A 26,274-nucleotide genomic window follows, 5' to 3' on the forward strand; every position below is an offset into this window, starting at 1 on the left:
CCCGTGTCCCCTCTCCACGTGATCGTCATCGGTGCGGGCACCGGCGGAATGTGCCTGGCCCACGGCCTGCGGCGCGCCGGGATCTCGGTCGCGGTCTACGAACGCGACCGCACCCGCGCCGACGGCGTGCACGGCTACCGCGTCGGCATCGACCCGACGGGCAACCAGGCGCTCCGCGAGTGCCTGCCCCCCGAGCTGTTCGACACCTACACCGCCACCTGCGCCAGGACGCCCGCCCACTTCAACGTGCTGACCGAACGGCGCAGGACGGTCGCCTCCTTCCGGCTGCCGGAGAGCACCGACCCGGTCCACAGCGAACGCTCGGTCTCCCGGATGACCCTGCGCCAGGTGCTGCTCACCGGGATGGACGACGTCGTGCGCTTCGGCAAGACCTTCACCCACTACGAGCACGGCGCCGACGGCACCGTGACCGCCTTCTTCGACGACGGCACCTCGGCCACCGGCGACCTGCTCGTCGCCGCCGACGGCACCGGCTCCAGGGTCCGCAGGCAGTACCTCCCGCACGCGAAGGTCAGGGACACCGGGGTGATCGCGGTCTCCGCCAAGGTCGCGGTGACCCCGGAGACCAGGGCGCTGCTGCCCGAGGAGGTCTTCAACGGGATCTCCGCCACCTTCGCCCCGAAGGGCCAGTTCTGCATCTGGCACGTCATGGAGTTCAAGTGGGACCGCGACGGCGAGGTCAAGCACGGCGTCGGCGGCAACGACGCGGAGCTGATCGCGCGCTGGCCCGGCCTGCTGTACGACAACACCCGCGACTACATCAACTGGGGCTTCTCCGCCTCGGCCCGCAGGTTCCCGCCCGGGGTGATGGACCTGCGCGGCGAGGACCTCAAACGGGTGGTCCTGGACATGACGCCCAACTGGCATCCGGACCTGCGCGCGCTGTTCCGGGCCGCCGACCCGGGCAGCTGCTTCCCCATCGCCATCCGCACCTCCGAGCCGGTGGACCCGTGGGAGACCACCAACGTCACCCTGCTCGGCGACGCCGTGCACACCATGACCCCCGGGCGGGGCGTCGGCGCCAACACCGCCCTGCGCGACGCGATGCTCCTGACCAGGCGGCTCATCACCGTCCGTGACGGCGCCCCGCTGCTGGACGCCGTCGCCGCCTACGAGGCGGAGATGATCCCGTACGGCTTCGCCCGCGTCGCCGACTCCCTCGCCCAGAACGGCACCAACGGCGACGACCTGCTGCACAGGCCGGTCGTCGGCCGGGCGGTCCTGGCGGCCAACCGGACGTTCTTCCGCGCGGTCGGCCGGGTCCCGGCGCTGCGCAGGAGGTTCGTCGACGCCCTCGTGGCCTACCGCGCCGCGGACGCCTGAGGACCTTCACCCCGATTCCCGCGCTTCGGGGCGACACCGGGACGCTCATCGGGGAACATACGACTTCGGGAACATACGAGCGAGCACCGGGGGGAACGCGACCCGATGGCTACGAACGGTGACGGGAAAGACGCCACGGTGAGCGATGTGACCAGCACGCTGAGCGAGGAGACGAGCGCAACGCGCGAGGTCGGCGAGCTTCTCGCCAACTGGCCCTATCCGCCGCCCGGCGGATGGACGGCCGACGACCTCGACCGGCTTCCCCAGGAGGGCCCCCACGGCGAGCCGGACTTCTTCAAGCACGTCGAACTCGTCGATGGAGCCCTCATCTTCATGTCCCCCCAGAAGCGTTTCCACGATGTCGTGATCCGCAGGCTCGCGAACAGTCTCGAAGCCCAGGCGCCCGAGCACCTCGCGGTGGCGACCCAGATGGACGTCGTACTCGGCGTGAGACAACGCCCGTGTCCCGACGTTCTGCTCATCGACGCCGCCCTGGACCGCGAGCACGACCGCACCGCCTACGTTCCCGAGGAGGTCCACCTGGTCGTGGAGGTGGTCTCGCCCGAATCCGAGTTCCGCGACCGGGAGGTCAAACCCAGGCGCTACGCGGCCGCCGGCATCACCCACTTCTGGCGGGTCGAGGCTGAGAACGGCGTTCCCGCCGTGTACGTCTACGAGCTCGACTCCGCGACGCGTGCCTACGTTCCCACCGGCATCCACCGTGACAAGCTCTCGGTCCAGGTCCCCTTCCCCGCCACGATCGACCTGACCGCCCTGCTGGGCTGAGGAGAGGCTCCATCCGTCCGAGGCGGTAGCGTCGGGCGGTGTGGAGCTTGACTCGTTCCTGGAGCTGTTGACACCCCGAGGCCAGGAGGCCCTGGCCGCCGCCGGAGCCGCGGGAGACGACCCGGTCGCGGCGGTCACCCGGCTCAGGAAGACCTACGACGCCGACCTGACCTCCGCGGCGCTCACCCAGGCGGGGCTCAGACGCCGCGCCGTGGAGAAGTTCGGCGCCGACGCCGGGGTGATGTACTTCACGCCGAACGGCCTTGAGCAGTCGACCCGCCGCGAGGTGGCCGACCACCGCGCCCGGCGCGTCCCCCCGGGCTCCCGGGTCGCCGACGTCTGCTGCGGCATCGGCGGGGACACCCTGGCCCTGGCCAGGGCCGGATGCGTGGTCGAGGCGGTCGACGCCGACCCGCTCACCGCCGCGGTCGCCCAGGCCAACGCCGACGCGCTGGGGTTCGGCGACCGGGTCACGGTCCGTGCGGCCGACGCCGCCACGGTCGACCCGTCCGGCTTCGACGTCCTGTTCGCCGACCCCGCCCGCCGTACGGCCCGGGGCAGGACCTTCGATCCGATGGCCTACTCACCACCGTGGCCCCAGGTGCTGGAGATGGCGCGCCAGGCGAGGGCCGCGTGCCTGAAGGTCGCCCCGGGGATCGACTACGCGTTCATCCCGCCGGGGGCGGAGGCCGAGTGGGTCTCCCACCGGGGCGAGGTCAAGGAGGCCGCGATCTGGTGCGGCGCCCTGGCAGGAGAGGTCGAGCGCAGGGCCACGATGCTGCCGTCCGGCGCGACGCTGACCCCCGACCCCAAGCTCGGTACGGCCGGGCACGGCCCGGTCGGGCGCTACGTCCACGAGCCGGACGGGGCGGCGATCAGGGCCCACCTCGTGGCGGAGGTCGCCGACGCGGTCGGCGGGCACCTGCTCGACCCGCGCATCGCCTACATCACGGGGAACGGGACGGAGCGGACGCCGTGGGCGGCGCGGTACGAGGTCCACGAGACTCTGCCGTTCTCGCTCAAACGGCTGAGGGCGGCGCTGCGTGAGCGTGGAGTGGGAAACGTAACGATCAAAAAGAGGGGCTCCGCGGTCGACGTCGATCGCCTCAGAAAGGACCTTCGCCTGACCGGGGGCGAATCCGCGGTCGTTATTCTCACCAGGATCGAGGAAAGGCCTTTCGCCCTGATATGCACCCCTTCCTGAACTGGCAAAACGGTACATCAAGCAATTAACCGGCGATCTGTCTTTTTTAAATTTGACACGGAGGACACATGTCTCAGGGGCTAGGGTTACTCACGCATGGATTTCCGGGGAAAACTCGGCCTACATTCCTCGGTAAATTAAAAACAAAGTCCTTAAAGAAACATTAAAACCCGCCGCGTGGCCGACCGTCGGTGGGGAAAGGGGTTTTCCGTGGATCGTTCCGGCCACACCCTGTTCCACGCGGACGAGCAGAGCCCGATCTTCGACCGGATGCGCGAACTGCTGGCGCACGCCGCCCAGGACCCCGTGCGCGAGCAGCTCCCGCAGGGGCCCGCGTACGAGCAGCGCCCCCAGAGCTCCGTCTACGAGCAGCTCCCCCCCGCGCCCATTTACGACCAGTGCCCCCAGACGCCGGTGTACGAGAAGCTCTCCCCCGCGCCCGTGTACGACCAGCGCCCCCAGGGCACCGGGCTCGACGAGATCCGTCAGCGCCTCGACGGCGTGGAGTGGCTGCTGCGGGAGGCCAGGGATCGGGAGAGCGGGCTGAACGGCACGCTCGAGTCCGTGACCGGCCGCCTCGACAAGGCCCTGACCCGCCCGCCCGCCTGGGTCCAGGGGCTCGCCCAGCACGTCGAGGCGGTCCGCGACCACGTGGACTCGGTCGGCGCACGGGTCGGCTTCCTGACCCGGGAGGTCAAGTCGGTCGGCGCGCAGATCGTCCCCCTGGACGGGCTGCCGCGCCTGTGGGCCGACCTCAGCGCCGTGAGCGAGAAGACCGACGAGGCGCTCACCCGGCTCCGGGTGCTCACCGGCAAGACCCAGGACAACGGCGAGACCACCGAGCGGCTCGGCCGTCTCCAGACGGGCATGGACGCGGCCGCGGGCCGGTTCACCCGGCTGGACAAGGGGCTGGGGGAGCTGGTCCGGCGTACGGGGTCCCTTGAGAAGGGCCTGCCCGAGCTGTCGGCGGGCTTCCAGGGGGTCGTCGCCGAGGCGACCCGCCGTCTGTCGGACGCCGTCGAGCAGGTGAGCGGCAAGATCGACATGATCATGGTCAGGCTCGACGGCCTGACCGAGGACGTCGGGGACTGCCTGAGCGACCTGGACAGGCGGCTGGCCGCGCTTGAGCGGCGGATGACGGAGACGAACGAGCGGCTCGGTGAGATCGCCGCCCGTCACGAGGCGCGGTTCGACGCCCTCGACGAGCGTCTGGACGACGTCGAGGGGCGGACCCTCAACAGGATCGAGGCCGTCGACGCCCGGCTGCGGACGCTCGACGGCCACACCGGGCGGCCGGAGGACGTGCAGGCGCACGTCACCGGGGCCGGGAAGCGGCTGAAGGGCCTGCTGCAGACCCGGGAGCAGCGGCGCCTCGACCCGTTCGAGGAGCGCGTCGCCCAGGCCCGCGCGGCTCTCGCCCCCCTGGGCGACACGCTGCGCGCCCAGCCGGGCCGCGAGCGGCTCACCGAGGCGCTGACCCGGGCCGTCGAGCCCGCCGGCGCAGGCCCGGCCGACAGGCTCGGCGCGCTTGAGGAGACCGTGCTGGTCCTCGCCGAGGCCCTGCTGTGCCGGCCCCACGGCAACGGGGACTGACGCTTTCAGCACATGGTGTCGCCCGGTAGGCAGGGGGAGGTGTCGCACGCCTCCTCACCGCACAGGTTGTTCCTGACCACCTTCAGCAGCAGGGTCAGCTCCCCCGCCTGCTCCGGGCTCAGGCCGCCGGTCATCCGGCGGTGGACCTCCGCCAGGACGCGTTCGACCTCGGGACGCAGGGCGTCGCCCTTCGGAGTGCTGCTGACGATGCTGACGCGGCGGTTGGCGGGACTGGGCGCGCGGCTGACGAAGCCGCTGCGTTCGAGGCGCTGGAGGGTCTTGGTCATCGTGGACATGTCGATGCCGATGAGCCTGGCGAGCACGTTCTGCGGCTGCGGGCCGTACTCCCAGAGCAGGGTCAGGGTGCGTTCCTGGCCCGGGTAGAGGTCGAGTTCGGCCAGGAGACCGGCCATGAGCGTGCGGTGCCCTCGGGCGGCCTGGATCATCAGGCAGTTCAGGCTGTCAGGGCTTTCCTCCCAGGCTTCGACCCCCGCCGGTTCCTCGTCAAGCCGTGGAAGCGTCATCTCGTCCTCCTGTTCGACTCCAGCCTACTCCCTTGCAAGTTGGTCGCCCAAGTTGTAGAACTAACTCTTGGCCGACCAAGTTGGTCGCCCAAGTTAGCCGACCATATTAGAATCCCGAAGGGATCAGCCATGCCGTTCTCCCCGTTCAGGCTCGGTGCCCTGGAACTGCCAAACCGCCTGGTCATGGCCCCCATGACCCGTTCACGTGCTTACGTGGACGGCATCCCCTCCACGCTGACCGCCCTGTACTACGCGCAGCGCGCCTCGGCCGGTCTGATCGTCTCCGAGGGGGTGCAGCCGAGCGCGGCGGGCAAGGGATACATGGACACGCCGGGTCTGCACACCGACCACCAGGTCGCCGGATGGCGTGAGGTGACCGACGCCGTCCACGCGGCGGGTGGCCGGATCTTCGCGCAGCTCATGCACGCGGGCCGGGTCGGCCACCCGGACAACACCGGTGCGATCCCCGTCGCCCCGTCGGCCGTACGGTCGAGCGGCCAGATCTTCACCCCGAACGGCCCGCAGGACACGCCGATCCCCGTCGAACTGACCACCGAGGAGGTCGAGGCGACCGTCGGCGACTTCGCCGACGCCGCCCGTCGCGCGATCGACGCCGGGTTCGACGGGGTCGAGCTGCACGGGGCGAACGGCTACCTCATCCACCAGTTCCTGTCGCAGAACGCCAACCTGCGTCAGGACCGCTTCGGCGGCTCCGTCGAGAACCGCATCCGCTTCGCCGTCGAGACCGCGCGGGCCGTCGCGGACGCGATCGGCGCGCACCGGGTCGGCATCAGGATCTCCCCCGCCACCGGCATCCACGACCTGGCCGAGGAGGACGCGAACGAGGTCTACCCGGCGCTGCTGGCCGAGCTGGCCGACATCGGCCTGGTCTACCTGCACCACCTGGCGGGCGGCTCGGCGGAGTTCGACGGGCGGGTCCGCGCGCTGTGGCCGAACGCGCTCATCGTCAACGACCCCGCGAGGAACGACCCCTCCGACTCCGTCGCCCACTGGCTCGCCCAGGGCGCCGACCTGGTCTCCCTGGGCAAGTCGTTCCTGGCCAACCCCGACCTGCCAGTGCGCCTGCGCCTCGGCGCGCCGCTGAACGAGCCCGACCTCTCCAAGGCCTTCGGCGGCGACCACACCGGCTACACCGACTACCCGGCGCTCGCCCTGCACCCGGCCTGACGGCCCTCCGTCACACGTGGACCGTGGTGATCGGCAGCGAGGAGTCTGCGGGGATGTCCAGCGGGGAGGGGGAGATCCCGGCCGCGACCAGGTCGGAGCCGAGCGTGGCCACCATCGCCCCGTTGTCGGTGCACAGGCCGGGCCGGGGGACGCGCAGCCGTACACCCGCGGCGTCGCAGCGCTCCTGGGCCAGGGCCCGCAGCCGGGAGTTGGCGGCCACGCCACCGCCGATCAGCAGGTCGCGCACGCCGTGCTCCCGGCAGGCCAGCAGGGCCTTGTGGGTCAGCACGTCGACCACGGCCTCCTGGAAGGAGGCGGCCACGTCCGGCACGTGGATCGTCTCACCGGCGCGCTCCCTGGCCTCGACCCAGCGGGCGACGGCGGTCTTCAGCCCGGAGAAGGAGAAGTCGAGTGTCCCGTCGTCGTGCTTGCCCCTGGGGAAGGCGATGGCCGTACCCGAGCCGCCGCCCGCCACCCGGTCGATGTGGGGACCTCCGGGGAAGGGCAGGCCGAGCACCCGGGCCACCTTGTCGAAGGCCTCTCCGGCGGCGTCGTCGACGGTCGAGCCCAGCGGGATGACCTCCTTGGCGACGTCGGGCACCAGCAGCAGCGAGGAGTGACCGCCGGAGACCAGCATCGCGATGCAGGGCTTGGGCAGGGCGCCGTGTTCGAGCTGGTCGACCGCCACGTGGGCGGCCAGGTGGTTCACGCCGTACAGGGGCACGCCAAGTCCGAGCGAGTAGGCCTTGGCGGCGGCGACGCCGACGAGCAGGGCGCCCGCCAGGCCCGGGCCCGCGGTCACCGCGATCGCGTCGATGTCGGTCAGACGCAGACCCGCCTGGTCGAGGGCGCGCTCGATGGTCGGGGTCATCGCCTCAAGGTGGGCCCGTGAGGCGACCTCGGGCACGACGCCGCCGAACCGGGCGTGCTGCTCGACGCTTGAGGCGATCGTGTTGGCCAGCAGGGTGTGCCCCCTGACGATGCCGATCCCGGTCTCGTCGCAGGAGGTCTCGATGCCCAGCACCAGGGGTTCGTCACGCATTGAGGTCCTTCTTCATCATGATCGCGTCGGTGCCGTCCTCGTAGTAGCGGCGGCGCAGGCCGATCCGCTCGAATCCGAACCTCTCGTAGACGGCCTGGGCGCCGGAGTTGTCCGCGCGCACCTCAAGGAAGACCGACGTGGCGCCACGCCGTACGGCCTCGGTGAGCAGCTCGGTCAGCATGGCCCCGCCGATCCCGGCCCGGCGGTGGCCCTCGGAGACGGCGATGGTCTGCACGTCCGCCTGGTCCCCCGCCGCGTAGAGCCCGGCGTAGCCGACGATCTCCTCGCCGACGACGGCGACCACGTAGTGCCTGGTCCTGGGCTGGTCGTCCAGCTCGCCGCGGAGCATGCCCTCGCTCCAGGCGTCCAGTGGGAAGGTCTCCCGCTCGACCTTCATCACCTCGGGCAGGTCGTCGTGGGTCATCGGGCGCAGGACCACGCTCACGCGGAGACCCTCTTCGGCGGCGCGGGCACCTGGGCGTCGGGACGGCGCAGGTAGATCGGCCTGGGCAGGCTCAGCACGGGGTGCGTGCCGCTCTCCACGACCTCCGCGACGTCGGGCCGGCCGAGCTGTTCGGCGGCCAGCGCCGCCATCGCCCCGGCGAAGGGGTACTCGGGCGCGTCGAGCAGCCGGGAGGCGCCGACGACCTCGACGTACATCCGCGCGCCCGCGCCGACGAGCGGCAGGTCCGCGGGCAGGTCCTGGGGTTTGTCCACGGCGGGGCCGGACAGACGGGTCCGCCGGTCCTCGTAGTGACCCCAGAAGACCTCCTTGCGGCGGGCGTCCGTGGCCACGAGGAAGGGCTCTTCGAGCCCGCTGCCGTAGGCCACGGCGTCGAGCGTGCACAGGCCGTAGGCGGGCACGCCCAGCGAGGTCGCCAGGGCCTGGGCGGTGACCAGGCCGACCCGCAGCCCGGTGTAGGGACCGGGGCCGGAGCCCGCGACGACGGCCGTGACGTCGGCGAGGACGACACCGGCCTCCCGCAGGACCGTCTCGATCGTGGGAACGAGCAGCTCGCCGTGCCGACGGGCGTCAACCGTCGTCGACTCGGCCAGGACCCTCTCGCCGTCGTGCAGCGCTGCGGTGACGGCGGGGGTCGCGGTATCAAAGGCCAGGACCAGCACGAACAGTTAGCCTAGTCCGTCTCGGATCGGGTCAGGTCCTCGCTTCGACGAGCGCGCGTCGATCCGCGCGTCGGCCTGGCCGGCCGCTCCGTCCCGGATCAGGTCTTCGCCTTGACGAGGGTGGCGTAGACGATGACGTTGTCGCGGTACTCGTGCTTGTCCCAGTCGAAGGTGCCGCCGCAGGTGATGAGCCTCAGGCCGTCCTCCAGATAGACCTTGTCCGCGGGGAAACGGTCCTTGCTGGTCTGCTCGATGGAGTCCACACGGTACTGGGCGACCTTGCCGTCGCTGCGCACGACCTTGATCGCCTGCCCGGCCCGCATCTGCTTGAGCTTGTAGAAGACGGCCGGGTCGGTCTTGGTGTCGACGTGCCCGAGGATCACCGCCGAACCGGGGTCGCCGGGGACGGCGCTCTCCTTGAGCCATCCGGCCTCGTCCGGCCTGTCGAACGGCGGCAGGTCGATCTGGCCGTCCGTGACGCCGAGTTTCATCAGGGGCGCCTCGATGCCCAGCGAGGGGATGTCGAGGCGCTTGGGCACGACCGCGGCGCGGGCGGGGGTCTCGTCCCGGTCGCCCCTGTTGATCGCGACCATGACGAAACCGGTGACGAGCCCGGCGACGACGATCCGGGTCCAGCGGGAGGAGGCCATCGGTTACCGCTACGAGCGGCGACGCCGTACGACGAGGTAGCCCGCTCCGCCGGCCAGGGCGACGGCGAGCAGGGCCCCGGTCGTGCCGAGCGGCATGCCCGAGCCGTCGTTCGGACCGCCCGCGGCGGTGCCTCCGCCGCCGGTCGCCGGGCCGTGGGTCGAGATGATCGTGCGGGTCGGCTTCGGGCGCGAGGTCGGCTTCGAGCTCGACTCTCCGTCGGAGACGATCCTCAGGCTGGCCTTGCCGGTGTCGTTGGTGCCCTCGCACCGGGTGTTGACGTCGTAGACACCCGTCTTGGCGCCGTCGGCGACGGTGGCCTGGCCGCGGACCCAGGGGCGCGCGGCGGGCGTGCCGGTCGCGGAGGCGGAGGGGCTCGGAGTCGCCAGGATCGGCTCAAGGGTGATCGCGGCGCTGAAGACCTCGGCGGAGGCGGTTCCCCGGTGTTCCGGGCCGCCCTCGGGGATGGGGCAGTTGGCCAGCACCCACACCTTCTGCCCGGCCTTGGCGCGGGCGGGCTGGAGCTGGACCTCGATGTCCTGCCTGCTGATCGTGGTCCGATCCGCCACGGGTGAGGTGTTCCCGTTCGTGCCCTCCGTGGTGGGCTGGGCCGAGCATCCGGCCACTCCGAAGAGGGCGGCAGCCCCCAGAACCGCGACACGCTTCACCCTTGGCACCCGTCGCACTCCACTTCGCAGTCCGGCCGACGACCCTGGCTCGGCTTAACTTCCCGCCTGATCCCCATTAAACATGGACATAACCGCATGGTCGATCTTCGGTCCCGATCATCTATCCCAAGTGGGATGTGATGCCAGAGTGCCAGGATTCCCGGGCCTACGGGGGTGAATCAGACAACGCCCTCCCAGCGGGCGCCGACGCCGCGCAGCCGTACGGTCCGTTCCTCGGTCTCGCCCGCGGCCTCGGCGCGCTCGACGCTGATCTCAAGGCGGTCCTCGGTCAGTCCCTCGACCAGGCCCTCACCCCACTCGACGACCGTCACCGAGTCTTCGAGGGAGGCGTCCAGGTCGAGGTCGTCGACCTCTAGGTTCCCGCCGAGACGGTAGGCGTCGGCGTGCACCAGCGCGGGGCCGCCGGACAGCGAGGGGTGGACCCTGGCGATGACGAAGGTCGGGGAGGTGATCGGCCCGCGCACCTTCAGCCCCTCCGCGATCCCCTGGACCAGGGTCGTCTTGCCCGCGCCCAGCGGCCCGGACAGCACCGCGAGGTCTCCCGCGCGCAACAGCCCGGCCAGTTCGACGCCCAGCTCGCGCATCTCCTCCGCGGTCGCCACGACTCTCACCGGTTCGTCTCCTCTGTGTCCGCGGGCTCCGTGCCCCCTGGTTCGGCCGCCGCCCGCTTGAGCAGGTCGCGCAGCGCGTCGTTGACGACGGTAGGCCGTTCGAGCTGGATCAGGTGCGAGGTTCCGGGAACCTCGGTGAGCTGGGCCCGTGGCAGCGCGGCGGCGATGGCCCTGCTGTGCTCGATCGGCGTCAGCCAGTCCTTGTCCCCCACGATGATGGAGGTCGGCACGTCGTCCAGGACGCCGAGCGCGCCCAGTTTGTCGTGCGACATCAGCGCGGGGTAGAAGTCGGCGATCACCTCGAACGGCGTCGAGCGGATCATCGACTCGGCGAAGTCGACCACCGTCGGGCTGACGTTCTTCGGGTCGCCGAAGCCCAGGTGACGCAACAGCAGGAAGGCCACGTCGTTGCCCGCCTGCCTCCCCTTGTCGACCAGCGCGCCGCCCCTGCCGAGCAGGGCGACCGTGCCGGGGGTGACCCTGTGCACCGCCCTCGACAGCAGCGCGGGAAGCCCCAGGGAGATCTCGGCCAGCTTGCCCGCCGAGGTGGAGATCAGCGCGACACCCCTGACCTTGTCTCCGAACAGGTCGGGGTGGCGTTCTGCGAGCGCCATGACGGTCATCCCGCCCATGGAGTGGCCGACCAGGACGCACGGGCCGGGCACCAGCTCCTCGATCACCTCGGCCAGGTCGTCGCCGAGCCGGTCGATCGTGCACCCCTCGGCGCCCGCGTGCGGCGAGCGCCCGTGCGCGCGCTGGTCCCACAGGACCAGACGGTGGGAGTCGCGCAGGTCACGCCGCTGGTAGTGCCAGGAGTCCAGGTTGAGCGTGTAGCCATGGCAGAGCACCACGGTGAGCGGGGAGTCCTCGACGCCGTCCACCTCGGCGTAGAGGCCGACGCCGTCGGAGGTGGTGACCTTGACCGGCTCACCGCGCAGCTCGCCGAGGGGCTCGCTCATCTCCAGGTCGGGGCGGAGCCTGATGCGCCCGACCGCGTACCGCTTGGCGAGGGCCGCGGCGGCCACCCCGGCGGACGCGGCGCCGACGACGGCTCCCGCGATGCCGACCCTGCGCCGTGCGGTGTTGCTCATGCGACCCCCAGCCGTGCCTTTCAGTGGTAAACGCGCGGAACCCGCGATCCGATCCTGGTCACGATCTCATGTGTGATCGTGCCAAGGGAATCCGCCCACTCCTGCAGGGTCGGCTCGCCCAGCGACCCGTCACCGAAGACGATGACCTCGTCGCCCTCGGTCAGCGGGTCGTCCCCGACGTCGATGACGAACTGGTCCATGCAGACCCGCCCGGCGACCCGGTGCCGCCTGCCGCCCGCGAACACCTCCGCGAGGTTGCCCGCGTGCCGCATGATGCCGTCGGCGTAGCCGAGGGGGACCAGGCCGAGCGTGGTCTCGCGCCCGGTGAGGTAGGTGTGGCCGTAGGAGACCCCGGCGCCCGCGGGTACCCGCTTGGCCATCGCGATCCGCGCGACCAGGGTCATCGCGGGCCGCAGCCCGAAGTCGCCCATCTCGGGGATGGGGCTCAGCCCGAAGACCGCCAGGCCGGGGCGGACCATGTCGTAACGCGCCCTGGGCAGCGTCAGCACCGCCGCGGAGTTGGCCAGGTGCCGGATCACGTGCGAGCCGCCGATGCCCGCCCGCTTCGCGACCGCCACGGCGTCGTCGAAGGCGTCAAGCTGGATGTCGATGGACGGATGGCCGGGCATGTCGGCGCAGGCGAGGTGCGACCAGAGTCCGACGACCTCGACGGTGCCCTCGACCTGTCGTTTCATGGCACGCTCCACGAGCGTCGGCCACTCGGCGCCGGACGCGCCGCCCCTGCGGATGCCGGTGTCCACCTTCAGGTGCACCCTGGCCGTCCTGCCCGTACGGCCCGCGGCCTCGGCGATGGCGTCCACCAGCCACACGGCGCCCGCCGACAGGTCGATCCCCTGGACGATCGCCTCCTCAAGGGGCTCGCCCGGCGGGATGATCCACGCCATGACCGGCGCCGTGATCCCCTCGGCCCGCAGTGCCAGCGCCTCACGGATGTAGGCGGTGCCGAGGCGGGTCGCGCCCCCCGCGAGACTGGCCCTGGCGGAGGCGGCGAGGCCGTGGCCGTAACCGTCGGACTTGACCACGGCCATGGTCTCCGCACCCTGAGAGCGCTCCCTCAGCAAGGCCACGTTTTCCCTGATGGCGGAGAGGTTCACCCTCGCCTCGGCAGGGGTCATCGGCATGCTCATTCCCCCAGTCTCCCAGGTCAGCGGTCTAACCTATGCCAAAGGCACCTCTTTTGGGACGTTTCCGGCGACGCATCATCGCCCCGGCAGGGGGCCGGGACGAGGTGTTCACCTGCCCTCCCGACCCTGTCCGAAACCCCCGCCTATCTCGACCGGAAACCGGGTTCGAGGAGAGACCGCAGCACGCCCTGGACGGCCTCAAGAACGTCCCAGGCCGACAGGGGGCCGTCCGCGCCCGCCAGGCCGTGCAGATGGGCGGCGCACGAGGCCGCGTCGTAGGGGTCGAGTCCGGCGGCCAGCAGCGTCCCCGCGATCCCGGCGAGCACGTCCCCGGTGCCCGCGGTCGCCAGCCACGGACTGCCGGTGAGGTTCACCCTGACCGGCAGGCCGTCCCGCGCCACGAGCGTGGTCGAGCCCTTGAGCAGCACGGTCACACCCAGCTCCGCCACCGCCCGCCGTACGTGGTCCAGGGGGTCGGCCTCGATCCGCTCCCTGGGCACGCCGAGCAGCCGCGACAGCTCCCCCGCGTGTGGGGTGACCAGCACCGGGGCCGTACGGCGCAGCAGCGACCTGTCCTGGGCGACCAGCGTCAGCGCGTCGGCGTCAACGAGCACGGGCACCTCGCTCGCCAGCACGGCGCGGACGACCTCCAGCGACTCCGGTCCCGCCCCGAGGCCGGGACCGAGCACCCACGCCTGCACCCGGCCGACCTCGCCGATCCCCTGCCCCGGCTTCAGCTCTGTGATCACCGCCTCCGGCCAGCGGGCGCGCACCTGCGCCACCGGCTCGGCGACCCCGGCGTAGCGGACCATGCCCGCTCCCGACCTGACGGCCCCGCCGACGGCCAGCACCGCGGCCCCGGTGTAGCCGTGGCTCCCCGCCGCGACGCCGACCACCCCCCTGCGGTACTTGTCGGAGGTGGCGTCCGGTCTGGGCAGCAGCGCGGCCACGTCGGCCCCGGTCAGCGCGGTCACCTCGGGCTCCGGTGTGTACGGCCCGAGCCCGATGTCGACGAACTCCACCCGTCCCACGTGACGCGCCCCCGGGCTGACGAGCAGCCCGGGCTTGTAGGTGCCGAAGGTGACCGTGACGTCCGCCTCGACCGCCTCCCCCTCGACCCGCCCCGTGGTGGCGTCGACCCCGCTCGGCACATCGACGGCGACGACCAGGGGCCCGGCGGCCCTCCCGGCGGCCTCCCCGGTCAGCGCGGCCAGCGTCGAGTACGGCTCACGAAGCGCCCCCGCGCCGCCGATGCCGAGCAGGCCGTCCATGACCAGGTCGGCCGCCCCAAGCAGCGCGCGCGCCCGCTCCCGCCACCCGTCCTGGGCCGCCCTGATGTCGAGGACGCGTCCCCCTGCGCGGCGCAGGGCCGCCAGACCGGCCTCGTGGACCCGGGTCCCGGCCAGGACCGCCTCGACCCTGGCCCCCCTGGCCGCCAGGCGGGCCCCGGCGAACAGGGCGTCGCCCCCGTTGTCCCCCGAGCCGACCAGCAGCACGACCCGCGAGCCGTACACGCCGCCGAGCAGCGCCGCACAGGTCACGGCGAGGCCGGTCGCGGCCCGGTCCATGAGCGTGCCGTGGGGCAGCTTCGCCATCAGGGCCGCCTCGGCCGTCCTGACCTGATCGGAGGTGTGAGCGCTGAGCATGATCCGACGGTATCCCGTCCGGCCCGCGCCACACCGTGAGGCCGTACGGTCAGCCCTCGGCGATCACGTAGGCGACGGCCACGCCCCCGTCGTGCGTCAGCGACACGTGCCACCGGACGACGCCCAGGGCCACGGCGACCTCGGCGACCGCGCCGTGGACGCGCAGCTCCGGCCTGCCGTACGCGCCGGAGAGCACCTCGGCGTCGAGGTGGCTCAGCCCCGGAGGGGCGCCGAGGGCCTTGGCGACGGCCTCCTTGGCCGCGAACCGCGCCGCCAGGGACCGTACGGCCAGCCCGCGCTCGGCCTCGGTGAACAACCTGGCCCGCAGGGAGGGCGTCCTTTCGAGCGACGCCGCGAACCGCGCGACGTCCACGACGTCGACCCCGATGCCTACGATCACGGTTCCAGGCTAGGGTCTGTCCCCGGTACCCACTTTCCCGCCCCGGCAATCCATGGATGTTGTCCACAGGTTGTGGACACATCCTCCATGGCCAGATATGTCGGTCTCCGCTTCTAAGGTGATCACATGCTCTCGCTGGCCGTCGTGGCCGTCCTGATGGCCTTCGCGGCCCGTTACTGGTCGGGTCCGGTCCATCCGCAGCGGATCACGGCGTTCGCCAGGCGCCACGCGCTGGCGATCACCCCCGGCGCCGAACCGGTCGTCCGGCACTACCTGCGGACCACCCGCGTGTGGCGGGCCCCGGGGCTGGTCGCGGGGCTCTTCCTCACGATGCCCATGATTCCCTTCATCGATCTGGGCCTGCCGTTCGGGATGTCGATCGACCCGTTCAGCGGCTGGTTCCTCGGGGTGCTCGGGGCCGAGCTGGCGATCGGCTCCAGACGGGACCCGGGGCCGGTCGCGGCCGTCACCGCCCCGCCCCGGCTGCTGTCCCCCCAGGCCCGCGCCTTCCTGTACGGCGGCGCCGCACTGAGCGCGGCGAGCCTGCTGATCGGGATCGGCGTCGCCCTCACGGGAGCCCCCTCCCCCGCCCTGCCCTGGACGGGGGTCGGCGCCGCCGTCACGGGTGGAACGCTGCTCCTGGTCCGCTCCCTGCGGCTGCGCCCGATCCCGGCGGCCCCGGCCGACGTGGTCGCGGCCGTGCTCGCCACCCGGTCCCGGTCGGCCCACACGCTGGCCACGGGCAACGCGGTCTTCGCCTACGCCTGGGGCCTGGTCGACGTCCCCATGACCGCCTGGGGCGACCTGCCGGTGGGCGTCGTGGGCCTGCCCCTGGTGGTCGGCGCCTTCCTCACGGGCACCCGGCAGTGGGCGATCACCGTGGGGCCCCCGGCTACTCGACCGTGACGGACTTGGCCAGGTTGCGGGGCTGGTCCACGTCATGACCCTTGGCCGTGGCCAGCTCGCAGGCGAAGACCTGCAACGGCACGGTGGCCACCAGCGGCTGCAGCAGGGTCGGCACCGCCGGGACACGGATCAGCGTGTCGGCGTACGGCTCGACCGAGATGTCGCCCTCCTCGGCGACGACGATGGTCTTGGCCCCCCTGGCCCTGATCTCCTGGATGTTGGAGACGATCTTCTCGTGGGTCACCCGCTGACCGGACGGCGAGGGCACCACGACCACGACGGGCAGCCCCCGCTCGATCAGCGCGATCGGCCCGTGCTTGAGCTCTCCGGCCGCGAAGCCCTCGGCGTGCATGTAGGCGAGTTCCTTGAGCTTCAGCGCCCCCTCAAGGGCGACGGGGAAGCCGACGTGACGGCCCAGGAAGAGCACGCAGCGCTCGTCGGCCAGGGAACGGGCCAGCTCCCTGACCGGCTCCATCGTGGAGAGCACCTCCTCGACCCGCGCGGGCATCTCCCACAGCCTCGCGACGATCTGGGAGATCTCGTCGCCGAACTTGGTCCCCCTGACCTGGGCGAGGTAGAGCGCGACCAGGTAGCAGGCCACGAGCTGGGTGAGGAAGGCCTTGGTCGAGGCGACGGCGATCTCCGGGCCCGCGTGGGTGTAGAGGACGGCGTCCGCCTCACGCGGGATCGTGGACCCGTTCACGTTGCAGATGGCCAGCACCCGGGAGCGCTGCTCGCGGGCGTGCCGTACGGCCATCAGGCTGTCCATCGTCTCCCCGGACTGGCTGATCACGATGATCAGCGTGTCGCGGGTGAGGATCGGGTCGCGGTATCTGAACTCACTGGCCAGCTCGACCTCGCACGGGATGCCCGCCCAGTGTTCGATGGCATATTTCGCGATAAGTCCGGCGTGGTAGGAGGTGCCGCACGCGATCACGATGATCTTGTTGATCTCCCGCAGTTCCTCGGCGGACAGCCGTACCTCGTCCAGCGTCAGCAGCCCGTCCACATCGATCCTGCCCAGCAGCGTGTTCGCGACCGCCCGGGGCTGCTCGGCGATCTCCTTCAGCATGAAGTGGTCGTAGCCGCCCTTCTCCGCCGCCGAGGCGTCCCAGTTCACGTGGTAGTCCCGCGTCGGGACGGGACGGCCCTCGAAGTCGGTGACCGTGATCTCGTTGGCGCGCAGCCGTACCACCTGGTCCTGGCCGAGCTCGATCGCCTCCCGGGTGTGGGCGATGAAGGCCGCCACATCGGAGCCGATGAAGTTCTCCCCCTCACCGCGCCCGACGACCAGCGGTGAGTTGCGGCGGGCGCCGACCACCGTGTCCGGCTCGTCGACCGAGACGGCCAGCAGCGTGAAGGCCCCCTCAAGACGCCGGCAGGTACGGCGCATCGCCTCGGCCAGCCCCAGGTCGGCGAACTCCTCCAGCATGTGCGCGACCACCTCGGTGTCGGTCTCCGAGTCGATCTTGTGGCCGTTGTCCTCAAGCTCGGCCCGCAGCTCGGCGAAGTTCTCGACGATGCCGTTGTGGATGACCGCGATCCGCTCGTGGCAGTCGGTGTGCGGGTGGGCGTTGCGATCGGTCGGCGCGCCGTGGGTGGCCCACCTGGTGTGCCCGATCCCGGTCGTCACCGGCGGCACCGGGTACCCCGCCAGGCTGGAGCGCAGGTTGGCCAGCTTGCCCGCCCGCTTCTCGACGGTGAGCTCCCCGTCGGTCCCGACGAGGGCGATCCCCGAGGAGTCGTATCCCCGGTACTCCAACCGCCCCAGCCCCTCGACGACCACGTCGACGGCCCGCCGCCCGCCGACGTACCCCACGATTCCGCACATGGGATCCCCCTTTCGTCCGAACGAGATAGGGAGAACGTGCCCGCAGGCTCGGGATTCCCGCCCGGTATCGGGCAAAGCCGTCCCCACCGAAAGGCACTTTTGACCGATCAGTAGGCTTCGGAGCTATGGCCAACGGGTTGGACGGCACGCCGTATGTGGAGCTGAGCCGCAAGCAGTGGGGCGAGCTCCGCAAGAACACGCCGCTGACGCTCACCGAGGAGGAGCTCGCGGAGCTGCGCGGCGTCGACGACCCGATCGACCTGGCCGAGGTCACCGACATCTACCTGCCGCTCACCCGGCTGCTCAACCTCCACTTCACCGGGGCCAGGCAGCGCGGCGCGGCGGTCAGCACCTTCCTCGGCGCCGGGCAGCGGCCCTCGCCGTACATCCTGGGCATCGCGGGCAGTGTCGCGGTCGGCAAGTCGACCACCGCCAGGCTGCTGCACACCCTGCTGGCCCGCTGGCCCGAGCACCCCAGGGTCGACCTGGTCACCACCGACAGCTTCCTGTACCCGAACACGGTGCTCACCGAGCGGGACATCATGCACAGGAAGGGCTTCCCCGAGAGCTACGACCGGCGGGCCCTGGTGCGCTTCGTCGCCGACGTCAAGGCCGGTCTGCCCGAGGTCAGCGCCCCGGTCTACAGCCACCTTGAGTACGACATCGTCCCCGGCGCGGTGCAGACCGTGCGCAGGCCGGACATCCTCATCGTCGAGGGTCTCAACGTCCTGCAACCGGCCCCTCCGACGGCGCTGGCCGTCAACGACTACTTCGACTTCTCCATCTACGTGGACGCCAAGGTCGAGCACATCCGTGACTGGTACGTCGACCGCTTCCACAAGCTGCGCCGTACGGCCTTCGAGGACCCCAAGTCCTACTTCAGGCACCTGGCCGAGCTGTCCGAGGAGGAGGCGACCGCCTTCGCCAAGGACATCTGGCGCGACATCAACGAACGCAACCTGGTCGAGAACATCGCCCCCACCAGAGGCCGCGCGGGCCTGGTCCTCTACAAGGGCCCCAACCACTCCGTCCGCCGCGTACGGCTACGCCGCATCTGACACCGGAGAGCCTGACCCTGTGAGCTTCGGGAATTTCGCCCGCAGGGTGCGTGACACCACCCTGCCCTACCGTTGGCGCGTGTCGGCGCTCCGTTCCTGCGTGCAGCTGTACCGGCCCCTCGGCTTCAACGCGACGCTGAGCTTCCTCGAATCACGGGCCGGGAGGTTCCAGCGCGACGAGGTGGCGCTGCTTCGTGCCCTCGGCCTCATCGAGGCCAGCCGCGCCGCCTGGCATGCCGAAATCCACGCCTACGCGGCGAGGCGCCACAGGGCCAAGCGGCAGGGCCGGCGATCTCCGGGTGCGGGGGACCCGAATCCCCACTTCCAGGCTCGTTGGTACTGGTACGGCGCTCCCCGGGAGGCCGCGCTGCACGCGTTGTGGTTCTGGCACCGACGAAACCTGCCTCTCCTGACGTCCTCCACCGACCCGGTCCTCCTGGAGGTCGGCAGGTACGTCAGCGAGTGCCTGGACTCCGGCGCCGTGCTCACGACGGAGCGGTGCGAGCTCCTGGGAACCCGGCTGAGCGAGCTTGAGCGCGATCCGCGGTCATGGGACCTCCTGCCGGTCATCCGGCATGTCGAGGTGGCCACCGGTCTGCGGCCGCGGGCGAGCCGACCGGCAAGTCGGACCTGACGCCGGAGAACGTCACTCCTGGCCCGTCAGGTGGTTCTCCCAGGCCCAGGCCAGGATCCCCACCCGGTTGCGTACGCCCAGTTTGGTCTGGACGCCTGACACGTGTCCCTTGACGGTGCTCAGCGCGATGAACAGTTCGTCGGCGATCTCCTGGTTGGTGCGCCCCCTGGCGATCGCCCGCACGACCTCGACCTCCCGCGCGGTCAGGGAGTGCGCCGGAGACGCCCCGGGCGTGATCCGGACGCCCCGGGTGGCGAGGTGACGCAGCAGCCGCAGTGTGATCGACGGTGAGATGAGCGCGTCCCCGGCGTACGCGGCCCGCACCGCCTCGACCAGCAGGGACGGACCGGCGTCCTTCAGCACGAACCCCGCCGCGCCGCAGCGCAACGCGCCGTGGACGTACTCGTCCAGGTCGAACGTGGTGACCATGACCACCCTGGGCGGGGCCTCGGCCAGGGCGCGGGCCACCTCGATCCCGTCGAGGCGGGGCATCTGGACGTCCACCAGGCACACGTCAGGGCGCGTCCTGCGGGCCCGCTCGATCGCCTCGACGCCGTCGCCCGCCTCGGCGACCACGGTGATGTCGGGCTGGTCCTCAAGGATGATCCGCAGACTGGCCCGGATCATCGGCTGGTCGTCGGCCAGCAGCACCCGGATGGTCATGGACGCCCTTCTGAGAGAGCCGGCTCCAGGAGCGCAGCCGACCTCGGGAACGCGAGCCGCTTCGAGAGCGCGGCCGGCCTCGGGAACGCGGGCGGCTTCGAGGGCGCGGGTGACGTCATCGGCGTCCACCCGTGGGAACGGTGGCACGGACGGACCAGCCCGGCCCCGGGCGGGGACCCACGGTCAGGGTGCCGCCGACGGCTTCGAGTCGTTCGCGCATCCCGATGAGGCCGTACCCGGCACGACGAAGGCGGGCGGGCGCCCGTGAGGCGTCGTCCGTGACCTCGACGGTGACGACGGCGTCCGCCTGGGTGATGTCGACGGCGACCGTGCCCGCGTGCCGGGCGTGCCGGGCGACGTTGGTCAGCGACTCCCGTACGACCCGGTACACGGTGCCGCTCACCTCGGGCGGCCAGCCGGACGGCTCGGCCTCCAGCCGCAGACGCACCCGGCCCTTGAGGCCCTCGAAGCCCTCGACCAGTTCGTCGAGCCGTTCGTGGCCGACGGGAGCGCCGTCGCGCAGGAGGCCGACCACGCGGCGGGTCGCCGCCAGGGCCTCGGAACCCGCGGTCTCGATGTCGGCGAGGGAGCCATCCGTCCTCTCCGGGTGCTTACGGGTGACGAGCCGGGCCGCCTGAGCCTGGAGCACGATGCCGGCGATGTGGTGGGCGGCGACGTCGTGCAGCTCCCTGGCCAGCTCAAGGCGCTCGGCACGCCGTATCCGCTCGACGACGGCACGGCGGCGGACGGCGAGCAGCCGGAAGGTCAGGCCGGTCGCCAGGCCGGTGAACCAGACCAGGCCACCCAGCACCGGTACGGCCGAGCCGGGATGGGCCAGGAGACCGCCCGCCACCACGGCCAGGCCCCCGACGGCGACGCCGCAGGCCGTACGGACGGGGAGCGTCCTGACCGCGGAGCCGGCGAGCACCGCCAGACCGAGGGAGGCGGCGGGACCGGGTTCCGCCGGCAGGTGGACGAGCCCGCTGACGAGGACGGCGAGCGCCGCCACGGCCAGGCCCGCGACGGCGGTCCTGAGCGGGTCGCGGCGGCGGGCCAGGGCGAGCGCGCCCACCGACGCGCCGGTGACCGCGTCCAACGGCCAGTGCCCCGCGCCCCAGCTGTCGGCGATCCGGTACGCCTGGAAGGCGACGGCCGCCGCGAACACGATGCCGAACACAGTGCCGAACACAGTGCCGAGCCCGGCGCCGGCCAACGTCCTGAGCCGATCGGGTGCCTGCACGGTGTCCAAGGCTAGGAGAGGGGGTCACCTGGCCGGTACCGGCCGAAAGTACCGTTCCGGCCCTGCTTTGCGCCGATGTGAGAGGCGGGTCGTGGTCCGCAGGATGAGGCCCCATGTCATATGAACTCCGTCAGCGACGTCCGCGGATCGCGGCGCTGGACGTGATCCGCGGATTCGCGCTGTGCGGGATCCTGCTGGCCAACGTCCAGCCGATCGCCAACGCGGGCAGAACGGTCATCCTGGAGGGACAGGCGAGTCCCACGGACCTCTGGCTGGGTCTGTTCGTCGAGCAGCGCTTCTATCCGATCTTCTCGCTGCTGTTCGGCGTCGGGTTCTCGCTGCTGCTGAACTCGGCCGGGGAGCGAACCGCCCGGCCCCGGCTCCTGCTGACGCGCAGGTTGCTGGCCCTGCTCGCCATGGGGGTGGCGCACCATCTGCTCCTCTGGGAGGGCGACATCCTGGCCGTCTACGCCCTCGTCGGACTGGTGGTGCTGCTGCCCTCGACCTGGTTGCCCCGGTGGGCGGTGGCGGGGCTCGCGGCCGTACTCCTCACGGGCGCGCTGGCCCTGGCCGGTGGGCCGTTCTCGCTGGTGCCGGGACTCTTCCTGCTGGGTTCCGCGCTGACCCGGTACGGGGTGACCGACCGGATCGAGCGCTCGACCCGGGTCCCCGCGGCGCTCGGCCTCCTCCTGGCCGTGCTCGCGGTGCCCGTGGTGTGGCTGCAGGTCAGGGAGGTACGGTTCACCCTCACCCTGGCGCTGGCGGGTCTGCTGATCGCGGGCGTGTACGTCTGCGGGACGCTCGTGCTGCTCAGGACGCCGCTGCGGGCCGTACTGGAGAGCGTCTTCGCGCCGCTGGGACGGATGGCGCTGACCAACTACCTGACCGCCACCGTGCTCGTCCTGGCGGCCACCCGTCTGGTTGGCGGGGTTCCGCAGGAGTGGTCGACGGCCACGGTCCTGGCGATCGCGGGCGTCATCATCGCCGTCCAGTGGGTGTGGTCGGCGCTCTGGCTCAGCCACTACCGCCAGGGACCGGTCGAGTGGCTGTGGCGATGGATCACCTGGACCCGCCGTCCCGCCCTACGCGCCTCGTGACCACGGTGCCGAGAGGGTGCGCGGCGCCCGCACTAGGGTTGCCCCGTGCTGCATTTGCGCGTGATCAGTCCCCCTGGACACACCGAGGACGTGCTCGGGCTGCTCGACGACGCCGTCGGGGTGACCAACCTCGTCGTGCTGCCCGGTGTGGCCCGTTCCCCCAGGGGCGACCTGGTCCAGTTCGACGTCGCCAGGGAGGCCGCCAACGAGGTGATCGAACACCTCCAGCACCTCGGCCTGCGCGCGGAGGGCTCGATCTCCGCCGAGCAGATCGACCTGTCCATCTCCGAGGCGGCCGACCGCGCCGAACAGGAGGCCCCCGGCGAGAGCGACGACGCCGTGATCTGGTCGGAGCTCGCCACCCGGGTCGCCGCCGAGTCCAGGATCACCTGGGCCTTCCTCGCCTTCCTCGCGATCGCCACCCAACTCGCGGGCATCGGCGTCGTCACCGACTCACCGATCCTCATCGTCGGCGCGATGGTCCTCGGTCCCGAGTTCGGCGCCGTCGCCGCCATCTGCTTCGGCCTGCTGCGCCGTGACGGACGGCTGATCGCCGGAGCCCTGCGCGCGCTGGCCGTCGGCTTCGCCTTCGCCATCGCGGTCACCCTCGCCTGCGCCCTGGTCTCCCGGGGACTCGGCTGGATCGGGCCGTCCAGCCTCAGCCGGCACGACGAGATCGAGTTCATCGTCAAACCCGACCGGTGGTCGTTCATCGTGGCGCTGCTGGCGGGCGCGGCCGGGGTGCTCTCGGTCACCGCGGGCAAGTCGTCCGCCCTGGTCGGCGTCTTCATCTCGGTCACCACCGTCCCGGCCGCCGGATACTTCGCGGTCGCCGCCTCCCTGGCCCGCTGGGACGACATGACCGCCTCCGTCATCCAGCTCGCGGTGAACATCGCGGGCATGATCATCGCCGGTACGGCCACGCTCCTCGCCCAGCGGGCCTACTGGGCGAGGTTCGGAGTACGGCTGCCCGCACGGCCCCGCCGGGGGACACCCTGGGAAAAGCCCTGAGAGACAGACGTCCCGACCGAACTTTCGGACGATGCGCCACTCGTCCGTGTGGGTGAGGAATTACCCCCATCCGCTAGGTAGGGTCCGAGCATGACCATCCTCGCCACCGAGGGACTAACCAGACGCTTTCCCCGGGTGACGGCGCTCGACCAGCTCACCGTGAGCGTGGGTCCCGGCGTCACCGGCCTGGTCGGCGCCAACGGCGCGGGCAAGTCCACTCTCATCAAGATCCTGCTGGGCCTGCTCGACCCCTCCGCGGGGAGGGCGCAGGTGCTCGGCATGGACGCCACGACCCAGGGCGCCGAGATCCGCCGGGTCGTCGGTTACATGCCGGAGCACGACTGCCTGCCCCCCGACGTGTCCGCCACCGAGTTCACGGTGCACATGGGGCAGATGTCCGGCCTGCCGCGTACGGCCGCCAGAGAGCGCGCCGCCGACGTGCTACGCCACGTGGGCCTGTACGAGGAGCGCTACCGCGTGATGGGTGGCTACTCGACCGGCATGAAGCAGCGGGTCAAGCTGGCCCAGGCGCTGGTGCACGACCCCCGCCTGGTCTTCCTCGACGAACCGACCAACGGTCTCGACCCCCAGGGCCGCGACGAGATGCTCGCGCTGATCCGCAGGATCGGCACCGAGTTCGGCATCAGCGTGCTGGTGACCTCCCACCTGCTGGGCGAACTCGAACGCGTCTGCGACCACGTCATCGTGATCGACGGCGGCAGGCTGCTGCGCTCCTCCTCGATCGAGGAGTTCACCCAGACCACCCAGACGGTCACGGTCGAGGTCGAGGAGGGCCGCCAGGCGCTGGCCGACCGCCTGACCGAGCTGGGCGAGACCGTCGCCGAACACGGCCGGGCCCTCCTGGTCCAGGTCCGCGCGCCGGAGACCTTCGACACGCTCCGCGACGCCGTCTGCGACCTCGACCTGTGCCTGGTCCGCATGGAGCAGGGGCGCCAGCGCATCGAGGACGTCTTCAGAGAGCCGGTCAGCAGGGAGTCCGCCGATGTCTGAGCCGACGGGTGTCATCCACGACATCGGATACCGCCACTACGACGGGGTACGGCTCGGCCGCAGGCACGCCACCGTGGCACTGGCCGTGCACAGCCTGCGCGGGGTGTTCGGCCTCGGCCGTACCGCACGGGCGAAGATCATCCCCTTCCTCATCGTGGGCGCCATGATGCTGCCCGCGGTCGTCTCCATCGCGGTCATGGCACTGCTGCGGCAGAGCGTGATGACCTACACCTCCTACGGCGTCACCATGCAGGCGGTGCTGGCGGTCTTCCTGGCCTCGCAGTCGCCGTACGCCGTGGCGCCCGACCTGCGCTTCCGGGTGCTGCCGCTCTACCTGTCCCGCCCGGTGACGCTGTGGGACTACGTCGGCGCGAAGCTCGCGGCGATGGTCACGGCGATGTTCCTGCTGCTGGCCGTACCGCTGACCGTGCTCTACATCGGTGAGCTGGTCGTCGACATGCCGGATTCCTCGCCCACCGGCAACTACCTGACGGCCATGGCCGGGGCGTTCGTCTACGCGCTGCTGCTGTCCTGTGTCGGCGTGGCCATCGCCTCCTTCACCCCGCGCCGCGGCCTCGGGGTGGCCTCCGTCATCGCGTTCTACCTGCTCACCTCGGCGGTCTCGACCCTCGTCTCGGCGACCATGGAGTCGGTGAACAACTACACCGCCTCCGGCTGGGCGTTGATGATCAACCCGTTCTTCCTGGTCGACGCGGCGGTGCACGTCGGAATCTTCGGTGCCGCCCCCTCCTCCCCCGTCGTCTACCCGAGCGGTGGCGGCGCCGTCGCGCTGCAGTCGCTGGTGGTGGTCGCGCTGATCGCCCTGTCCGTGATCGCCCTGGTCACCCGCTACCGGAAGGCGGCCGCGCGATGAACATCGAATTGGCCCAGGTCTCCCGCTGGTACGGCAACGTGGTGGCCGTCAACGACGTCACCATGACCGTCGGTCCCGGCGTCACCGGCCTGCTCGGCCCCAACGGGGCGGGCAAGTCCACGCTGCTGCACATGATGGCCGGATTCCTGGCCCCCTCCGGCGGCACCGTGACCCTCGACGGCGTCAAGATCTGGCGTAACCACGAGGTCTACCGCTCCATCGGCCTGGTCCCCGAGCGCGAGGCCGCCTACGGCTTCCTGACCGGCTGGGAGTTCGTGCTGTCCAGCGCCAGGCTTCACCGGCTGTCCGACCCCGAGGGCGCCGCCCGCAAGGCCGTCGCCACGGTCGAGATGGAGACCGCCGCCGAACGCAGGATCGAGACCTACTCCAAGGGCATGCGCCAGCGGATCAAGGTCGCCGCCGCGCTCGTGCACGACCCCCAGGTGCTGCTGCTCGACGAGCCGTTCAACGGCATGGACCCACGTCAGCGCATGCACCTGATGGACCTGGTGCGCGCCATGGGCGCCGCGGGCAAGACCATCCTGTTCAGCTCGCACATCCTGGAGGAGGTCGAGCGGGTCGCCCAGCACATCGAGGTGCTGGTCGCGGGCCGCCACGCGGCCACCGGCGACTTCCGTGAGATCCGCCGCAGGATGACCGACCGGCCCCACGTGTTCCGGGTCCGGTCGAGCGACGACAGACGGCTGGCCTCGGCCCTCATCGCCGACGGTTCCTCCAGTTCGGTCTCCCTCACCCAGACGGGCCTTGAGGTGCAGGCGGTCGACTTCCGGCGGTTCACCTGGCTGCTGCCCAGGGTCGCCAGGGACGCGGACGTGCGGATCTGGCAGATCTCCCCCGCCGACGAAGACCTGGAGAGCGTCTTCTCCTACCTGATCAACAGGAGCAGCTGACC

The 26,274-nt window shown here is 71.3% G+C and carries 27 protein-coding genes; 13 read left to right on the forward strand and 14 right to left on the reverse strand.

Translation table 11 applies throughout. The annotated features are described in order from the left end of the window. The first annotated feature begins 3 nt into the window (after positions 1-3). From ABZ463_RS05070 to ABZ463_RS05085, 4 genes are all read left to right on the forward strand, one after another. Positions 4-1,344, forward strand: a complete 1,341-nt coding sequence (locus ABZ463_RS05070) for an NAD(P)/FAD-dependent oxidoreductase (protein WP_352015555.1) — start codon at positions 4-6, stop codon at positions 1,342-1,344. Positions 1,345-1,449: 105 nt separating this feature from the next. Beyond that, positions 1,450-2,130: a Uma2 family endonuclease gene (locus ABZ463_RS05075; protein WP_352015556.1), complete on the forward strand. Its 681-nt coding sequence runs from the start codon at positions 1,450-1,452 to the stop codon at positions 2,128-2,130. Positions 2,131-2,170: 40 nt separating this feature from the next. Further along, the gene (locus ABZ463_RS05080) at positions 2,171-3,334 is read left to right on the forward strand and encodes a class I SAM-dependent methyltransferase (RefSeq protein WP_362773157.1); all 1,164 of its coding nucleotides are present in this window, start codon (positions 2,171-2,173) and stop codon (positions 3,332-3,334) included. 210 nt (positions 3,335-3,544) lie between these two features. Further along, positions 3,545-4,927: a hypothetical protein gene (locus tag ABZ463_RS05085; RefSeq protein WP_352015558.1), complete on the forward strand. Its 1,383-nt coding sequence runs from the start codon at positions 3,545-3,547 to the stop codon at positions 4,925-4,927. A 5-nt stretch (positions 4,928-4,932) separates the two neighbouring features. On the opposite strand, the gene ABZ463_RS05090 is transcribed toward ABZ463_RS05085, so the two are convergent. Beyond that, positions 4,933-5,451, reverse strand: coding sequence for a MarR family winged helix-turn-helix transcriptional regulator (locus ABZ463_RS05090; protein ID WP_352015559.1), 519 nt, complete (start codon positions 5,449-5,451; stop codon positions 4,933-4,935). A gap of 129 nt (positions 5,452-5,580) precedes the next feature. Between ABZ463_RS05090 and ABZ463_RS05095 the strand changes: the two genes are divergently transcribed. Next, on the forward strand, positions 5,581-6,639 hold the full coding sequence (locus ABZ463_RS05095) for an alkene reductase (RefSeq protein ID WP_362773162.1): 1,059 nt from the start codon (positions 5,581-5,583) through the stop codon (positions 6,637-6,639). A gap of 10 nt (positions 6,640-6,649) precedes the next feature. On the opposite strand, the gene tsaD is transcribed toward ABZ463_RS05095, so the two are convergent. From tsaD to ABZ463_RS05145, 10 genes are all read right to left on the reverse strand, one after another. Beyond that, positions 6,650-7,681: a tRNA (adenosine(37)-N6)-threonylcarbamoyltransferase complex transferase subunit TsaD gene (tsaD, locus tag ABZ463_RS05100; protein ID WP_352015561.1), complete on the reverse strand. Its 1,032-nt coding sequence runs from the start codon at positions 7,679-7,681 to the stop codon at positions 6,650-6,652. Continuing rightward, positions 7,674-8,126 carry a ribosomal protein S18-alanine N-acetyltransferase gene (gene rimI, locus ABZ463_RS05105; RefSeq protein WP_352015562.1) on the reverse strand — a complete coding sequence of 151 codons (453 nt, stop codon included), beginning with the start codon at positions 8,124-8,126 and terminating at the stop codon, positions 7,674-7,676. The genes tsaD and rimI overlap by 8 nt, the downstream gene beginning before the upstream one ends. Continuing rightward, positions 8,123-8,806 carry a tRNA (adenosine(37)-N6)-threonylcarbamoyltransferase complex dimerization subunit type 1 TsaB gene (gene tsaB, locus ABZ463_RS05110; RefSeq protein WP_362773167.1) on the reverse strand — a complete coding sequence of 228 codons (684 nt, stop codon included), beginning with the start codon at positions 8,804-8,806 and terminating at the stop codon, positions 8,123-8,125. Before tsaB ends, rimI begins: the two co-directional genes overlap by 4 nt. 98 nt (positions 8,807-8,904) lie before the next feature. Continuing rightward, the gene (locus ABZ463_RS05115; RefSeq protein WP_352015564.1) at positions 8,905-9,456 is read right to left on the reverse strand and encodes a class F sortase; all 552 of its coding nucleotides are present in this window, start codon (positions 9,454-9,456) and stop codon (positions 8,905-8,907) included. 9 nt (positions 9,457-9,465) lie between these two features. Continuing rightward, positions 9,466-10,122 (reverse strand): hypothetical protein, encoded by a 657-nt coding sequence (locus tag ABZ463_RS05120; RefSeq protein ID WP_362773171.1) that lies wholly within the window; start codon positions 10,120-10,122, stop codon positions 9,466-9,468. A 179-nt stretch (positions 10,123-10,301) separates the two neighbouring features. Further along, entirely contained in the window at positions 10,302-10,754 is a 453-nt protein-coding gene (gene tsaE, locus ABZ463_RS05125) for a tRNA (adenosine(37)-N6)-threonylcarbamoyltransferase complex ATPase subunit type 1 TsaE (protein WP_352015566.1), read from the reverse strand. Next, positions 10,751-11,845 (reverse strand): alpha/beta hydrolase, encoded by a 1,095-nt coding sequence (locus ABZ463_RS05130; protein ID WP_362773176.1) that lies wholly within the window; start codon positions 11,843-11,845, stop codon positions 10,751-10,753. Before ABZ463_RS05130 ends, tsaE begins: the two co-directional genes overlap by 4 nt. Before the next feature lie 20 nt (positions 11,846-11,865). Then, positions 11,866-12,987, reverse strand: coding sequence for an alanine racemase (gene alr, locus ABZ463_RS05135; protein ID WP_352015568.1), 1,122 nt, complete (start codon positions 12,985-12,987; stop codon positions 11,866-11,868). Between the two features lie 146 nt (positions 12,988-13,133). Beyond that, complete coding sequence (locus tag ABZ463_RS05140; protein WP_362773181.1) at positions 13,134-14,636, reverse strand: NAD(P)H-hydrate dehydratase; 1,503 nt, start codon at positions 14,634-14,636, stop codon at positions 13,134-13,136. 49 nt (positions 14,637-14,685) lie between these two features. Then, a complete protein-coding gene (locus ABZ463_RS05145) occupies positions 14,686-15,036 on the reverse strand; it encodes a holo-ACP synthase (protein WP_352015570.1) in 351 nt (116 codons plus the stop codon). 126 nt (positions 15,037-15,162) lie between these two features. Here ABZ463_RS05145 and ABZ463_RS05150 point away from each other — a divergent pair, with 126 nt between their 5' ends. Next, positions 15,163-15,942, forward strand: a complete 780-nt coding sequence (locus tag ABZ463_RS05150; protein WP_352015571.1) for a hypothetical protein — start codon at positions 15,163-15,165, stop codon at positions 15,940-15,942. Here the strand turns inward: ABZ463_RS05150 and glmS are convergent. After that, positions 15,929-17,773: a glutamine--fructose-6-phosphate transaminase (isomerizing) gene (gene glmS / locus ABZ463_RS05155; protein WP_362773185.1), complete on the reverse strand. Its 1,845-nt coding sequence runs from the start codon at positions 17,771-17,773 to the stop codon at positions 15,929-15,931. The two genes, ABZ463_RS05150 and glmS, sit on opposite strands and share 14 nt — an antisense overlap. A 155-nt stretch (positions 17,774-17,928) precedes the next feature. Here glmS and coaA point away from each other — a divergent pair, with 155 nt between their 5' ends. Both coaA and ABZ463_RS05165 read left to right on the forward strand, forming a co-directional pair. Beyond that, positions 17,929-18,831, forward strand: coding sequence for a type I pantothenate kinase (gene coaA, locus ABZ463_RS05160; RefSeq protein WP_352015616.1), 903 nt, complete (start codon positions 17,929-17,931; stop codon positions 18,829-18,831). Between the two features lie 19 nt (positions 18,832-18,850). Then, positions 18,851-19,465 (forward strand): hypothetical protein, encoded by a 615-nt coding sequence (locus tag ABZ463_RS05165; RefSeq protein WP_362773187.1) that lies wholly within the window; start codon positions 18,851-18,853, stop codon positions 19,463-19,465. Between the two features lie 12 nt (positions 19,466-19,477). On the opposite strand, the gene ABZ463_RS05170 is transcribed toward ABZ463_RS05165, so the two are convergent. After that, positions 19,478-20,128, reverse strand: coding sequence for a response regulator transcription factor (locus ABZ463_RS05170; RefSeq protein ID WP_362773289.1), 651 nt, complete (start codon positions 20,126-20,128; stop codon positions 19,478-19,480). A gap of 115 nt (positions 20,129-20,243) precedes the next feature. Beyond that, positions 20,244-21,368 carry a histidine kinase gene (locus ABZ463_RS05175; RefSeq protein WP_362773190.1) on the reverse strand — a complete coding sequence of 375 codons (1,125 nt, stop codon included), beginning with the start codon at positions 21,366-21,368 and terminating at the stop codon, positions 20,244-20,246. A 113-nt stretch (positions 21,369-21,481) separates the two neighbouring features. Here ABZ463_RS05175 and ABZ463_RS05180 point away from each other — a divergent pair, with 113 nt between their 5' ends. From ABZ463_RS05180 to ABZ463_RS05200, 5 genes are all read left to right on the forward strand, one after another. Then, complete coding sequence (locus ABZ463_RS05180) at positions 21,482-22,465, forward strand: DUF418 domain-containing protein (RefSeq protein ID WP_362773193.1); 984 nt, start codon at positions 21,482-21,484, stop codon at positions 22,463-22,465. 45 nt (positions 22,466-22,510) lie between these two features. After that, positions 22,511-23,476: a DUF389 domain-containing protein gene (locus ABZ463_RS05185; protein WP_352015575.1), complete on the forward strand. Its 966-nt coding sequence runs from the start codon at positions 22,511-22,513 to the stop codon at positions 23,474-23,476. A gap of 90 nt (positions 23,477-23,566) precedes the next feature. Further along, complete coding sequence (locus ABZ463_RS05190; protein ID WP_362773197.1) at positions 23,567-24,487, forward strand: ABC transporter ATP-binding protein; 921 nt, start codon at positions 23,567-23,569, stop codon at positions 24,485-24,487. Then, positions 24,480-25,361, forward strand: a complete 882-nt coding sequence (locus tag ABZ463_RS05195; protein WP_352015577.1) for an ABC transporter permease — start codon at positions 24,480-24,482, stop codon at positions 25,359-25,361. The genes ABZ463_RS05190 and ABZ463_RS05195 overlap by 8 nt, the downstream gene beginning before the upstream one ends. Beyond that, complete coding sequence (locus ABZ463_RS05200; protein ID WP_352015578.1) at positions 25,358-26,272, forward strand: ABC transporter ATP-binding protein; 915 nt, start codon at positions 25,358-25,360, stop codon at positions 26,270-26,272. The genes ABZ463_RS05195 and ABZ463_RS05200 overlap by 4 nt, the downstream gene beginning before the upstream one ends. Positions 26,273-26,274: the final 2 nt, after the last annotated feature.

It is taken from the genome of Streptosporangium sp. NPDC020145, from assembly GCF_040631275.1.
GTDB lineage: Bacteria > Actinomycetota > Actinomycetes > Streptosporangiales > Streptosporangiaceae > Streptosporangium.